This is a genomic window from Nocardiopsis sp. NRRL B-16309 (genome assembly GCF_001279585.1).
In the GTDB taxonomy this organism is placed as follows: domain Bacteria; phylum Actinomycetota; class Actinomycetes; order Streptosporangiales; family Streptosporangiaceae; genus Nocardiopsis.
Genome location: NZ_LGEC01000092.1, coordinates 200,247 through 213,237 on the forward strand (window position 1 = coordinate 200,247; position 12,991 = coordinate 213,237).

General features: G+C 64.9%; 15 protein-coding genes. 10 read left to right on the plus strand and 5 right to left on the minus strand.

Annotated features, from left to right (window positions below; translation table 11 throughout):
- Nucleotides 1–32: 32 nt before the first annotated feature.
- Nucleotides 33–1,124, plus strand: a complete 1,092-nt coding sequence (locus tag ADL05_RS21585) for a hypothetical protein (protein WP_053618805.1) — start codon at nucleotides 33–35, stop codon at nucleotides 1,122–1,124.
- 135 nt (nucleotides 1,125–1,259) lie between these two features.
- Here ADL05_RS21585 and ADL05_RS21590 read toward each other — a convergent pair whose 3' ends face one another.
- Nucleotides 1,260–2,381, minus strand: coding sequence for an IS630 family transposase (locus tag ADL05_RS21590; protein WP_053618806.1), 1,122 nt, complete (start codon nucleotides 2,379–2,381; stop codon nucleotides 1,260–1,262).
- Nucleotides 2,382–2,612: 231 nt separating this feature from the next.
- Here ADL05_RS21590 and ADL05_RS21595 point away from each other — a divergent pair, with 231 nt between their 5' ends.
- The 3 genes from ADL05_RS21595 to ADL05_RS21605 all read left to right on the plus strand — a co-directional run bounded on the left by ADL05_RS21595 (nucleotide 2,613) and on the right by ADL05_RS21605 (nucleotide 3,886).
- On the plus strand, nucleotides 2,613–2,846 hold the full coding sequence (locus tag ADL05_RS21595) for a hypothetical protein (protein WP_053618807.1): 234 nt from the start codon (nucleotides 2,613–2,615) through the stop codon (nucleotides 2,844–2,846).
- A gap of 259 nt (nucleotides 2,847–3,105) precedes the next feature.
- Entirely contained in the window at nucleotides 3,106–3,594 is a 489-nt protein-coding gene (locus tag ADL05_RS21600; protein WP_156365950.1) for a GIY-YIG nuclease family protein, read from the plus strand.
- A 13-nt stretch (nucleotides 3,595–3,607) separates the two neighbouring features.
- A complete protein-coding gene (locus tag ADL05_RS21605) occupies nucleotides 3,608–3,886 on the plus strand; it encodes a hypothetical protein (RefSeq protein WP_053618809.1) in 279 nt (92 codons plus the stop codon).
- A 39-nt stretch (nucleotides 3,887–3,925) separates the two neighbouring features.
- Here the strand turns inward: ADL05_RS21605 and ADL05_RS21610 are convergent, their stop codons facing one another.
- Nucleotides 3,926–4,645 (minus strand): hypothetical protein, encoded by a 720-nt coding sequence (locus tag ADL05_RS21610; RefSeq protein ID WP_156365951.1) that lies wholly within the window; start codon nucleotides 4,643–4,645, stop codon nucleotides 3,926–3,928.
- A gap of 1,356 nt (nucleotides 4,646–6,001) precedes the next feature.
- Between ADL05_RS21610 and ADL05_RS21615 the strand changes: the two genes are divergently transcribed.
- Both ADL05_RS21615 and ADL05_RS21620 read left to right on the plus strand, forming a co-directional pair.
- The gene (locus ADL05_RS21615; RefSeq protein WP_053618811.1) at nucleotides 6,002–6,346 is read left to right on the plus strand and encodes a hypothetical protein; all 345 of its coding nucleotides are present in this window, start codon (nucleotides 6,002–6,004) and stop codon (nucleotides 6,344–6,346) included.
- A 49-nt stretch (nucleotides 6,347–6,395) separates the two neighbouring features.
- Nucleotides 6,396–6,689 carry a hypothetical protein gene (locus ADL05_RS21620; protein ID WP_053618812.1) on the plus strand — a complete coding sequence of 98 codons (294 nt, stop codon included), beginning with the start codon at nucleotides 6,396–6,398 and terminating at the stop codon, nucleotides 6,687–6,689.
- A 287-nt stretch (nucleotides 6,690–6,976) separates the two neighbouring features.
- Here ADL05_RS21620 and ADL05_RS30670 read toward each other — a convergent pair whose 3' ends face one another.
- Entirely contained in the window at nucleotides 6,977–7,672 is a 696-nt protein-coding gene (locus ADL05_RS30670; RefSeq protein ID WP_156365952.1) for a hypothetical protein, read from the minus strand.
- A gap of 251 nt (nucleotides 7,673–7,923) precedes the next feature.
- On the opposite strand from ADL05_RS30670, the gene ADL05_RS21635 reads away from it, so the two are divergent.
- Complete coding sequence (locus tag ADL05_RS21635) at nucleotides 7,924–8,283, plus strand: hypothetical protein (RefSeq protein WP_197285882.1); 360 nt, start codon at nucleotides 7,924–7,926, stop codon at nucleotides 8,281–8,283.
- Nucleotides 8,284–8,319: 36 nt separating this feature from the next.
- On the opposite strand, the gene ADL05_RS21640 is transcribed toward ADL05_RS21635, so the two are convergent.
- The gene (locus tag ADL05_RS21640; RefSeq protein ID WP_156365954.1) at nucleotides 8,320–8,826 is read right to left on the minus strand and encodes a hypothetical protein; all 507 of its coding nucleotides are present in this window, start codon (nucleotides 8,824–8,826) and stop codon (nucleotides 8,320–8,322) included.
- Between the two features lie 673 nt (nucleotides 8,827–9,499).
- Here ADL05_RS21640 and ADL05_RS21650 point away from each other — a divergent pair.
- The 3 genes from ADL05_RS21650 (at nucleotide 9,500) to ADL05_RS21660 (ending at nucleotide 12,363) form a co-directional block, all read left to right on the plus strand.
- Nucleotides 9,500–9,922 carry an AAA family ATPase gene (locus ADL05_RS21650; RefSeq protein WP_369800987.1) on the plus strand — a complete coding sequence of 141 codons (423 nt, stop codon included), beginning with the start codon at nucleotides 9,500–9,502 and terminating at the stop codon, nucleotides 9,920–9,922.
- Nucleotides 9,923–10,169: 247 nt separating this feature from the next.
- Complete coding sequence (locus ADL05_RS21655; RefSeq protein WP_053618818.1) at nucleotides 10,170–10,643, plus strand: phage terminase small subunit P27 family; 474 nt, start codon at nucleotides 10,170–10,172, stop codon at nucleotides 10,641–10,643.
- Nucleotides 10,627–12,363 (plus strand): terminase large subunit, encoded by a 1,737-nt coding sequence (locus ADL05_RS21660; RefSeq protein ID WP_082376690.1) that lies wholly within the window; start codon nucleotides 10,627–10,629, stop codon nucleotides 12,361–12,363. The genes ADL05_RS21655 and ADL05_RS21660 overlap by 17 nt, the downstream gene beginning before the upstream one ends.
- Here ADL05_RS21660 and ADL05_RS30675 read toward each other — a convergent pair.
- Entirely contained in the window at nucleotides 12,350–12,988 is a 639-nt protein-coding gene (locus tag ADL05_RS30675; RefSeq protein WP_156365955.1) for a hypothetical protein, read from the minus strand. The two genes, ADL05_RS21660 and ADL05_RS30675, sit on opposite strands and share 14 nt — an antisense overlap.
- Between the last annotated feature and the right edge of the window lie 3 nt (nucleotides 12,989–12,991).

A 12,991-nucleotide genomic window follows, 5' to 3' on the forward strand; every position in this document is an offset into this window, starting at 1 on the left:
CCCTCTCTTGGTTCGTTCCGAAACCGGCGGACATGAAAACGAGAACACAGTATTCGGCGCTCCTGTCTTCGCTCCTCCTGATCACCGCCTGCTCTGACGAACCGTCTCCGCAGCAAGCATCATGGGAGATCATCCAGGAAGCTCCGATCCAGGGGCGAGAGGGCCATTCCGTCGTCTGGACCGGAGACGAAGTCATCGTCTGGGGTGGCCGCGCGGGCGACGAACTCGCCGACGGTGCTGCCTACGATCCTCACGCGGACACGTGGCGGACCATCGCCACGCCCTCTGGATTTACCAGCCGCTACGGGCACACCGCTGTTTGGACCGGCGAGGAAATGCTCGTTACTCAGGGACGGAACGCGGCGGGCGCTGAGTCTGACGGCATGCTCTACTCTCCCGACTCCGACACCTGGCGGGCCGCTGCCGCTGCCCCCGACATCACCGATACCGTCGACCACTTCGCGTTCGATGGGGGTGCCGTGGTGCTGTCAGAGGATGCGGTTCACCAATACGACGCCGACGCCGACGACTGGTCCTGGACAGAGACCGGATTTCCGGTGGTAGACGGCGCACTGATGGCGTCAGGACAGGTCGCCTTTGTCGGTATCGACGAAGGGCGAAGTCTGAGCTTTGGGGCAGCCGACCCAGTGTCGGGGGAGTATCAGCGCCTACCGTCGCAAGGGATCCAGGAAGGGCCATGGGATCGGGCCGCTCTCGTCGCCTCTGAACAGAACGAACTCTGGTTGGTCTCGGCCCGCAGCGAGAGTGATCGCACCTATCTCCACTCACTCAGGGAAGGAGACGAAGCCTGGACCCTGGAATACGAGGACGAATCCCAATATCTCCAAGCCTCCGAAGGCCTGGGCAATCCCGCCGATACGGTGCTCCTCATCTGGGACCAGGGCGACCTCGTGTCGGTCCGGGCTGGAGCGATCGGGATCTTCGATACCGAAACCAGCACGCTCAGCACGTACCAGGCCGACAACGACGTAGCCCCCTGCCTCCTAGGGGGCTACACTGTGCTCGCCGACACGCAGCTAGTTTCCTGGTCGGGGCCGAGTTGCCGCAGTGACGCTCCGCTCAGCTATCCGGCGGAAGGACTCTCTGTGGAGCTTCCAAACTGAACCGTCCTGGGGTGCGGCAGCACATCGTGCCACGGTCACCCAACTGACACCGGTCAAGTGGGATCGGGCGCAGACCACGCACCCCTTGGAATTACTCATCCAGTGCTGTGGCCGGCAACGTTCACCTGGGTGCCCTCACACCGCGATGGGTAGCGGTCGGCCTCCCCAACGAACACCCTTCTCGCTGCGCACCCGGGCGCGTTCTCGGCGTTGGGCCGCGAGCACGTCCGGGGCGCGGGCGTTGGCGTTGCGCCACCGCAGATAGGCGTGCAGGACCCGCGACTGGACCGTGTGGTTGGGATGGTGGGAGTTGGCGATGGTGAACTGGCGCAGCGGCCCGAAGTGCGCCTCCATCGGGTTGGCCCAGGAGGCGTAGGTCGGGGTGAAGCACAACTCGACCTTGTTGCGGCGGGCCCAAGCTCGGATCTTGGGGCCTTTGTGCGCGGACAGGTTGTCCATGATCACGTAGACGGGGGCGCCGTCCGGGCGGGCGGTGCGGATCGACTTGAGCGCGGTGAGCGTGTTCGCTCCGCCCTTGCGCTGGTGGTTGATGCCCCACAGGGTGTCGGAGCCCACCGAGTAGCAGCCGTGGAAGTAGGTGATGCCGTGTGTGCGCCGGTAGGTGGCCGGTATCCGGTGCGGGCGGCGGGCCCGGGACCAGCCCGAGCCCGCGGTGGGGCGGATGCCCAGGGGGCCGAACTCGTCGAAGGCGAAGACCCGGTCGGCGAAGTGTTCCATGACGTGCTCGATGTGGTCGAGCTTGGCATCGGCCTCGGGGTCAGGCGAGTCCTTCCAGGTCGTGGTGCGCTGGAAGGTGATGCCGTGGCGGTGGAGCAGAGTCCGCAGGGTCTCGCGGCCGATGCGCAGGCCCGGCCCGGGCCGGTGGGCCAGGTAGGCGGCAAGCTTGCGCAGCGACCAGCGGGTGAAGGGCCGGCCCAGCTTGGCCGGTCGGGTCGTGGCCGTCTGGGTGACGAGTTCTTCCTCATCGGGGGTGAGCAGGCGGGGGCGGCTTCCCGCCCACTTAGGGTCCAGGCAGCCCAGTCCTTGGGTGTTGAAAGCGTGGATGACCTCGCGCACGGTCTTTTCGTCAGCGGCGACCAGGCGGGCGATGACCGGGACGGTGTTGCCGCTGGAGGAGGCCAGGATGATCATCGCCCGCCGGTAGCGGACCGTGTTGGTACTGCCCCGGCGGACGATGCGTTGCAGTTTCTGGCCCTCGGGGTCGGTGAGTCTGCGGGCTTTGAGGGGTGCGGACACCGCGGCTCCCAGGGTTGACTGCTGGTGTTGCGGTCAACCCTGGCACCGATCACTCACCCGGGTGAACTTTTCGGGCCACAGCACTAGGGCCTTCTTCAACGGCCCGACGAACCCGCCCACCTTGGAGGCCCGTTCGAGATCTTCGCGCATGCTTCGGCCCTTCCGGCGAATCGGGGGACACCAGGCCCCCATGATCCACCCCCCGCCCCTGACGCAGACAGGAGGCCCATAGTGGCCAACCCGGACACCCCACCCGATGGGTTCCCCGAGGACCCGACCGCCGCGGTGATGTTCGAGGCCCAGGAGGACTGGGCGCACACCCTGAACACGCTCGGCGGGATGGTCGAGCAGGCCCGGCGGGTCGGGTTCACCGACCCGCAGGCTCACGCGATGGTCGCGGCGACGTTCGTCCGGCAGGTCGCCCTGTCGGTGTTCGTGGGCGCCCCGGAGGACGGCGAGGAGTGAGCCCCGCCCAGACGCTCGGCCGGGCTGTTGCCGCCTGAGGAGTGCGCCGTGTTGGAGGACACCATCCACCGCGCCAACGCCAAGGTGTAACCGAACGTAGCCGGACTCCCCGTTCGGGCCTCCGATGTCGGGTCTAACCCCGCAAATCCGGAGCCCCAACCCCCCAGCGCCCCGAATCTGGTCACCCACAGCAACGAATCCCCTGGAGTCATACCCATGAGTCCCGCGCGTTCAGCCCTGTAAGCCCCAAGGCAACCCTGTGACCGTCGAGAGCCCAGTCATCAGCGGCTACGCCCGATGTGCCGGAGTGCGCTGCTGGGAACGAGCAACCGTCATCATCGCGGACGTCATGCTCTGCAACTCCCACAAGCAGACGCTACGAGCCGCGTTCGAGGGCCTTCCCGCCCCTGAACCCGCACCCCAAGAGCCCACCGCCGCACACGTCGTCTACTACATCACCTGGCGCGGCGCCGACCACATCAAGATCGGCACTTCCCAGAACCTCTGCAACCGCCTCCACCAGCTGAAGCAGAACGGGCACCGCCCCCGGCTGCTCGCGGTGGAGGAAGGCGACCACCAGCTCGAAGCGAAACGGCACCGCCAGTTCAGGGCACTCCGAAAGCCCGGCACGGAGCTGTTCCGCCCTTCGCAGGTCCTCATCGACCACATCGACAATCTGAAGCGGCACAACCCCCACTGGCGCGGAATGGCAACGTCGGCCGCGAGTGGGAGTAGCCCCAATCCCTGAGGGAGAGACCCCCATGCGCCCCGCCGACATCGACCACCGGTACAAGTACCACCCCTCCAACACCCCCGACGCCATCACCGCCCACGAGACCGTGCGCGGCGGCGCCCTCGGGTTCGCGCACCTCATCAACACCCACGTCCCGGACGGAGCGGACAAAAACCTCGCCTTCAACGCCCTGGACGATGTCCTGTTCCGCGCGAACTCCGGGATCGCCCGAGGAGGACGGCCGGACCTGTGCAGCCCCCGCATCCGCACCAAGACCTGCGGCCTAGACGAGGCCAACGACGGGTGACATCTCGGCCTGACAGTGGTTCGTCGTGGCCCGCTCGGGCTACCGGGACTTGCGCGAATTCCGCTCCAAGACCCAGACGTAGTACCACTTGTCATGGCGCAGTGACTTGGGATGGTTCTCAGCAGCGGCCTGGATGATGCCCCAGATTCCACCCGCTCCGGCAGCGACACCGACAAGCTTCAGCACCTCCTCCAACGCCGGTCCGTAGACCGCCGCCAGGGAAGCCCCCACTGTTCCGAGCGTGGCTCCGGTGACGGCGAGAGCTTGCTTGCGTCGTGCCGTCACGATTTGTGCCTCGATTGACCGTACACCGTCCGCAATTTGCTCGCCGATCTTTGCGATCTCGCGTTCGGATTGGACGGCGTTGATTGCGCTGTCCACGTCGATCAGGCTCTGTCGCAGGAACCCGCGGAAACCTGTGTAGGACTCGAATTCCTCGACTGTGATCTTGCTGAAGTCCCGCAGCCGGGTCGTCTGAAGGAAAGGTAGTTCAATGCGGAGTATTTCCCGAACTAAGTGTGACTTGAGGGGCTCTGTGTCCGACTCGCCGACTGCTCTGCCATTTTTGACGAGTAGATCGACAAGGGATGGGATGCGTTGCAGGGGGCTCACGGAGGAAGATGTTCTATTTTCGACGCCGAAGTGTTCGTAGTCGTCATAAATATCTTCTTCACGAGTCAGATATGTAGGGAGGTACCAGGCGATGCCTGCTTTGAGTAGGGGCTCGCTTTCTAATATCCAGCCTCCGAGCAGGTCCATGTCTGGGCATTGAATAAGAAGCTGGGTTCTTTCATCTATTCTTCCGCCGTAGCCCATAACATCTGTGTTTACTGAGTGCGGTAGAAATTTGCTTCTTGACTTGATTATTCCTACGGGCTGAGGATTTCTTGTTTGATGTGAGAGTAGGAGTGTGTCAGTTACGAGTGTGCTCCGCATGGTTAAGGTCGCCAGGGAAGCGTCAGAAGTGCCAAGGCCCACATGGAACTTCGACCGCGTGAAACGTTTTTGGTCCACAAGTGCTCTCTGTCGCTTGTTGAACAGATGGAGTGCATAGTGGCGCGCGGCCACGGCGGGGTTGTCTTTCGCGCCTTGCGGGAGTGTCTGGAAGTAACTTCGCATGTGCTTGGCGACAACATGGTTCTGTGTTGCGCTATGGCTGCGGAACATGACCCAACCCTACCCAATGTTCTAATTAAGCGGAGACTGTCTAGATATCCGTTCATCCTCTCAGGAGACGGTTGGGACTAGGGATCCTTGTGTTGGTTCACCCAGGCGTTCACGGCCTCCACCCCCGGAAGGACACCCCGTGACCGACCACCCCACGGTGCCCGCCGCGTGGCGCACCCCCGGACTCCCCGCTGAACAGGTGCCGCTCGGCCCTCGGTTTCCCATGATCAGAGTCCAACAGGCGGACGGCATCACCAGGTATTGGCACGTCGATCCCACCAGCGTCGAGTGCACCCCCGAGAACGGGCTCCGTATCACCGCCTACGACGCCGCCCCGCAACCAGACGGTGTGGGAGAGGGAGGCGCCCCGGCGTGGGCCCCGACCAGGCCCCGGCCGAGGTCGGCCCGAAGGTCACCGTGATCCTCCCGAACACCCCGAGCATCGGCCCGTTCGTCCTCACCGAGAGAGACGGCTGATGGCCGAGGTGTTCATCGCCCCGCTGGGCGCCGACCCCGAGGAGCCTGGGTGGTCATGGCTCGGCACCACCAACGGCGCTGTCTCGGAGGTGGCCGAGCCCGCGGACACGACCCCGCTCGCCGACTTTGGCACGCTCACCGCCGAGTTCAAGGGCGACCCGGTGGCCTTGGTCTTTCCGGAGCCCGAACCCCGACAGAAGTACCGGGTCCGCTACGAACGCCCCGGGCGGCCACCCCTGTACGGCACCCTCGCCGCTCACACCTTCGACTCGGCCACCGGCCGGTGCGAAGTGGAGGTGGAGCTGGCCCCGGAGTGCATGCGCGACGAGCTGGCGAAGCTGTGGGGCGACCCGGCAACCGAGCCCCCCGACGCGCCGAGCGTCCAGCAGGCGCCGGCGTTCACCCCTCAACGGATCGCCGACATGTTCGACATCCCCCTGCACCTCATCACCCTGAGGAGACCAACCCCTGATGGCCCGACTCCGAACCCTCAACGTGGACACAAAGAGCGGCCGGGAAGACATCCTGGTCCTCGACCACCTAACCGAGGAAGAACTGGCTGGACGCCTCGACCTGGTGACCACGGTCCGGAAGGCTGTGACAACCCCGGCAATCATCGCGTTCCCGTTCCCTGTGACCCTGCCCGACGACGACCCGCCGCCCGCGAACCCGCCCACGGACAACCCCACCCGCGGAGAAGTGCTGTCCGGACGGGCCCTGGCGTGGAAGACCCTTGCCCTGCGTCTCCTCGAGGTCCGGCACGCCCCATCGGGTACCTGGTGCAGGTGGGCCGGGCGCTCCCCGCCCACACGATGACCATCGTTGGTGACGTGGCGACCCTCCGCTTGACGGGAGGCGACTCCTGATGGGCAAGCTCACCGCCCCCATGACCGTGTACGTCAAGGTTGGCCGGGGCCGCCGCCACAAGCTCGGCACCGCCACCATCGACCTGCCCGTGAAGCTCGACCCGGAAGGGCTGGGTACGCTCGGCCCTCTGGCCGGTCCGATCGCGGACGGGTTGCGTGGTGCCGCGTCGGAGCTGACGGGGGAGCCGGATTGGAAGCATCTGGCGCTTACCCTCGCATGGTCCATGGCGTTGAAGGGCCCGCAGGCGTACACGACCGATGAGGACGACTACCCGGACGTGCCCGTCAGGTGACGGACAACGGCGACGGGTCGGTCACCTACGAGTGGGGGGTGCGTGAGCCGCCGCGAAGACGCCCAATTCGGCCTCACCATGGCAACTTGCTACCTCGGGGCCTTCACTGCGATCTCTCTCCTCAGCGGCGACTGGATGTACCTTGTGCTCGGGCTCCTCCGGGCTCTGGTCGCGGCCCCGCTGATGTTCGGCGTCGGCTTCGTGGTGTACAAGCTCTCTTCAGCTGGGTGTTTCGGGTAGACCGATCAACGCCCCCGGGCTCCTCGCATGCGGTCCCTGCCGGGAAGCTACGGCAGGGGCGGAAGTTGGTTCACGAAGTAGCCGATAAGACCTCCTAGTATGCAGCCGAAGATCGTCCAGAACAGGGCTACTCCGTGGTCCTCAAACAGGCGCTCACGGAACGGCGGGTCCTCGGCATAGGTGGCATTTACTATCTTGGTTTTTGTTTCCTGGTAGACCAAGGGAATCCAGGAGGTGAGCCCCAAGGACGCGAGGGCTGCGAGCAAGGTGCTCAGTAGTGCCACGCGGCCGTCTGTGCCTGCGATAATCATCCATGTGGCGACCGTGGCTGCTACCACGAGGTTAAAGAGCTGAGAGATGACCATCCGCATCCAGAAAGGGATGTTGCGCCTTCTATGCTCGCCCAGCTCGCTTTTTAGGGTTGCGGCTAACCCTCGGAGTTCGTTGTTAGCGCCGTGGATGCGTATGTAGCTGATATATTTCGTAGAAAGTGAGAGCCCGATACTTGGAAAGGGGCGTTCATTGCTCGCGTTGATGTCCACCGATGTGATTGGCTCTCGAACGGTTCGGGCTACCTCTTCCCAGCCGCTTGCATCAGTGAACTTGAACTTGTCGTTGACCTTCACTTCGACAGGGCCATGCTGGGACAGGATTTCGCTCGCCCTTACAAGGTCTTCGCGATGCAGTGAAAGTGGATCTAGCTCGATTCTCTCGAAGCTCGATTCAACTCGTTCAAGTGGCATGTCAGAAGTATGCACCACGACGCGGACACAACAGACAGAACAAGGTGACCGGGTGGCCGCTACTGGCCAACCTGCTCCACCAACCACATCGGTCCCGCTACCTTCCTCCAGGTGGACCTCACCCTCACCGACGCCTGGGCCCTGTGGTGGTCCGGCCAGCAGCTCACCGCCACACCCTGTACGGGGCGCCTGTGTGGTGGCTCGGCCGCGCCGGAAGACTCCTGGCGTTCCTGGCCGGGTGCACCATCGTCTTGGACATCATCGGGTCCGAGCGCATCACTGCGTGGGGGGTGAGTCTCCAAGGCAAGACAGCGGAGGTCAGGCTCTACGCAGTTGGACTTGCTAGTGGTGGCTCCTTCGCCGTCTTTGAGGTGAGCGGACTCAACGATGTGGTAGCGCGAGCATGGCCGTGGCCGGGTGACCTTGTTGTTGCTCGGGTCCTCTTCTTCATCGTGGCGGTCGCTCTTGCGCTGGGGATCGAACGCTTCGCAGGGCCGGCCGTTGTGGGGGTTGGCCGCCTACTCGCCCGGCCTCGGTTCGAGTGGTGGCTGCGGGTCATCGCGGCCCCGTTGTTCTTCATCGGGTTCGTCCTGGACTACCTCGCGTCGTGACCAACCGGCCCACTCCGCAGTGCGCATTCGAGAGCGTTAGTCCCGCTCCCAAATCACCTGCACCTGTCCGCGCTTCTTTGAGACAGAAGCGCCATACGCACCACCGACCACAGTACCGATGGGGCCCCAGAAGAGGGTTCCGAGAAGAGCACCGTTGACCACCGGGGTCGCCGACGTGCGATCCGCATCCTTCTCCTGCTGCTGGATACGCCACCCCTGCGCGATCATCCTCTTTGCGTCCTTCTCGAACGCACGCCGGTCCTTGTACACCGAAACCCGCAGAGTCTCCCGTGGCGGAACCAGCCCAGCAGGATCGAACCCCACCGCTTCCTCAGCAGCCGTCACCGACCCGTGCTCAGCGATAAGGCCCACCAGCTTCTTGCCAGCAGCCCCGGACTCCAACGGGTCCTGTAGCTCGCCCGCAGCAATTGACTCTTCCAGTTTCGGCTTTGGGCTTGCCGGCGTCTCCAGGAGAGGCTTCCACCGGAACCCGGTGTAGTACCACTTCTCGTCGTCGGATATCACGGCTTTGCCGATGGTCATTCGTGCCATGACAGCCCCCTAAGCGTGCCCCTACTTGGTAAGACGCTGTAGGCGCACCAGCGGTTGTGTGGAGGTGAATGTGCCTGCCCGCCCCTCTCAACCATGCAAGACCCCCGGGTGCTCGGGGAAGGCCCGCCCCGGCAAACCCACCTGCCCGAACTGCCGCACCCGAGCGAACCGCGATCTGAGACAGCGCCGCGGCCACTCCACCGTGCAGGGGTACGGGCACGCCCACCGGACACGGTTCCGGCCCGGGGTGCTCAAGCGTGACCGCCAGTGCCGCATCTGTAAGAAGGCTGAGGCGGAGGAAGCCGACCACTGGCCGCTGGACCGTAAGACGCTGATCGCGATGGGGTTGGACCCCAACGACCCCTCATACGGCCGCGGTCTCTGCCACACCTGCCACTCGTCGGAGACCGCCCGGTTCCAGCCGGGGGGTTGGTACAGGGACGCCCCCTGGTAGGGGCACCCCCACCGCCCCCAGGGGCACTTGCCCCCCCGGCCCCACCCCTGGGGAACACCACCCCAACCCCCACCGGGGGAGCATTCACCGGAGGGAGGCACCGTGCGCTACCCCTGCCCCACACCCGGCTGCCCCCGACACACCACCTCCCGCACCACCCGATGCGACCAGTGCACCCGCCGCAACAGCAAGGCGCACCGCATCACGCTGGTGTGCGGCCCACCATGCGCAGGCAAGAACACCTGGGTGGCAGAGCACGCCCAACCCGGCGACCTGGTCGTGGACCTCGACGCCCTCTACCACGCGATCAACGCCCACCCCACCCGGGACGACCACGACCAACCCCCAGCCCTGACCCCGTTCGCCCTCGACGCACGGGACGCCATCCTCCACCGACTCCTGCACGGTGACCACAACCTGCGCGCCGCCTGGATCATCCACTCCGCACCCAACCCAGCGACGCGAGGCGAGTGGAAGCAACGCGGAGCGCGAATAGTGATGATCAACGCCGACCAGGACACGCTCACCCGCAGGGCACAGGCACACCGACCCGCCGCATGGGCCGACCACATCCGGGATTGGCACCGCCTCTACCGGCCCGGCCACGTCGACCAGCACATCACCACCGGGTGAACCCCTTCCACCACCCCGACCGCCTCCCGCATACGCACAGGTCAGAGCCCGCACACCCCTATGGCCCCCACCAGGGGGTAGGGGCGTCGCAATCCCCTGACCTGCGGTTATGCGCGGGCGCGCGGGTGACTCGCCGTTGACGCCGCAGAGTTTTCCGAACTGTTCCCATCGCCGCAGGTCAGCGCGTTCCCGCCCCTGCGCTATCGGCTTGCCCTGAGACGGCCCTGGACGGAGCGGAGGTGAACACATGGGAGACCGTGGCCCCCGCCCCAAACCCTCAGCCCAGAAGGCCCTCGAAGGCGACACGCGCGGCCTCAACGAAGACGAGCCGGCGCCCTCCGCCCAACCCGTCGAAGCCCCCGCCTGGCTCGTCGCCCTCGACGTCGACCCCGAGCCCGGCACCGAAACCGCCCTCGACGTCTGGCGGCAACTCGCCCCCGACCTGGAGAAGACCGGCGTCCTCACCCCCTGGGACGTGGACGAGTTCGCCGTGTTCTGCGACGCGGTCATCAACCACCGCCGGGCCTCGGAAGAAGTCCAGCGGCACGGCCTACTCGTGTACGGCGCGAAGGGCAACCTGGTCAAGAACCCGGCAGCCCAGATGGCACGCGACTACGCCGACCTCATGGTCAAGATCGGCGCCCGGTTCGGTCTCAGTCCCAGCGACCGCGCCGGCCTGAAGGTCGAGCGGGGGTCCGAGAGCGGTGACGACTACTTCTGACCCCGGCGTCGAGCAGGACCAGGAGCGCACCGAACCCGGGGTGTGCGGGTGGACTCACCGCGGCCACTCGTGCGAGGAGGTCGGCGACCACTTCTGTGTGCCGCGCGCCGACCACGCCGAAGGGTTCTTCGCGAACATCCTCGTGCACACGAAGGGCCGGTACGCGCGCAAGCCGTTCGTCCTCACCCCGTGGCAGCGCGACGACATCGTTCGGTCGCTGTTCGGCGAGGTGGTGTGGTCCGACGAGATCGATGAGTACGTGCGCCGGTACCGGATCGCGTGGATCGAGCTGGGCCGGAAGAACGGCAAGTCGGAGATCCTGGCGGGGATCATGCTGTACCTGCTCGTTGCTGACGGGGAGGAGTCCGCGGAGCTGTACGGTGCGGCCCGTGACCGCGATCAGGCGGCTCTGGTGTTCGACGTCGCCGCGCAGATGGTCAGGCTCAGCCCGAAGCTGTCGCGGCGTGTGCAGGTCAAGGACGCCAACAAGCGGCTCGTCTACAAGAAGACCAACAGCTACTACCAGGTGATCGCCGCTGACGCTCAGGGTGCCCTCGGCTCCAACCCTCACGGTGTGGCAGCCGACGAGATCCTGGCGTGGCGCAACCGGTCCATGTGGGACGCGCTCCGCACCGGCATGGGCTCGGGCGCGCGCAAGCAGCCGCTCATGGCCGCGGCCACCACCGCAGGCGACAACCCCAACTCGTTCGCGGCGAACATGCACAACGAGATGGTGCGCGTCCAGGACGACCCGGCCCGTGCCCCGCACATCTTCACGTTCATCCGCAACGCCCCGGCCGACGCGGACCCGTGGGACGAGAAGCACTGGTTCCACGCCAACCCTGCCCTGGGCGACTTCCTCAGCTTGAAGTCCATGCGCGAGGAAGCGCTGGAAGCCCGCAACGACCCGACCGCCGAGCAGGCGTTCAAGCAGTTCCGCCTCAACATGTGGGTGCGGGCCGCCACGCGGTGGATGCCCATGCCCCTGTATGTGGCGTCGGCGGGGGAGCTTTGGTCCAGCCCCGAGGACGGGCGGGCTGTGCTGCTCGGCCGCACTGCCTATGGCGGCCTCGACCTCAGCGCGAAGTTCGACCTGACCGCCTGGTGTCTGCTGTTCGAGCCCGAAGAGGCCGGCGGGCCGGTGGACGTCATGTGGCGGTTCTGGGCCACTGAGGAATCGTTGGTGCGGTTGGACAAGGCCAATGACAACCTGCCTTCCCAGTGGGCGGCTGGCGGGTGGCTGTCCGTGCACGACGGCGGCCTGCTCGACTACGAACGCATCTACGACGACATCGGGGAAGACGGCAACGACTTCGCCATCCGTGCGGTGCATGCCGACGAGTTCAGCATGTGGCCGGTGCTCAACAAGGTCGGCGACCTCACCGGGCTCGACCCGGAGGAGGGCGAGATCACCGCGTACAAGAACACCTACGACCGCATGACCCCAGGGTTGAACGAGGTCATGGCGCTCGTGAAAACGGCACGGTTCGCCACCCACGGCAACCCGGTCGCGGCGTGGTGCTTCGACGCCGTCGAGGTCCGCCACGCCTCCTATAACGTCGACCTGATCCGCCCGAATAAACCCGACCGGGGCCGTGCCGGGTACCGCATCGACGGTGTCCCCACGGCAGCGATGGCCGCGAACGCGATGGTTCTCAACGCCGACACCGACACCGGCGTGGTGTCCGCCTACGAAAACCGCGGCCTCACCATCGCATGATGTTCCATGTTCGTCCAAATCTCTTTCCTTCTACCTTGACTCGGCTGCTCGGGAGAGTGACGAGAACTGATTCTTCAAGGTCTGTGTCCACCAATGAGTTCACAATAGATATCTTTGGTCGGCCTGAGGTAAGAATATTGAACGTCAATGATGCTCCAACTTGAAGAAGTATCGGTCCAACGGTCATTTCGGCGGTTCCCGGTTTGATCTTTCCGGTGCCTGCCTCGCCAGCGATAGTCATGCTGGCTTTAATTTCCTCCGTGTTGTCTCTCTGTCCGTCCATTACAACATCACGTGCGTAGTCCACTTTGTCAAAAACAAACCTGAGGGGCTTTCCACTGTCGAAGTGGGAGCTGGTGATATCGCGTGGGCCAACGTTGGATAGCTGTAAAGTGACAATGTGGGGTTCGTGGATGGTCCTCCCGTTTACTCTTACTTCGATGTTTCCTCCGCTTGGTGTTCGGATTTCCTCTACGGAAATAAGGGGGGTCAAAGAATATTGGAAGGCTAGTTTGTTTCTCCTGGTGCCCCAGTGGCGTGCTGCAAAAACGGATACCGGGATGGCCACGGTTGCCGCCGCTGCACTAACGCACGCAAGCCAGTTCTGAACGATCCACTCACCCATGTC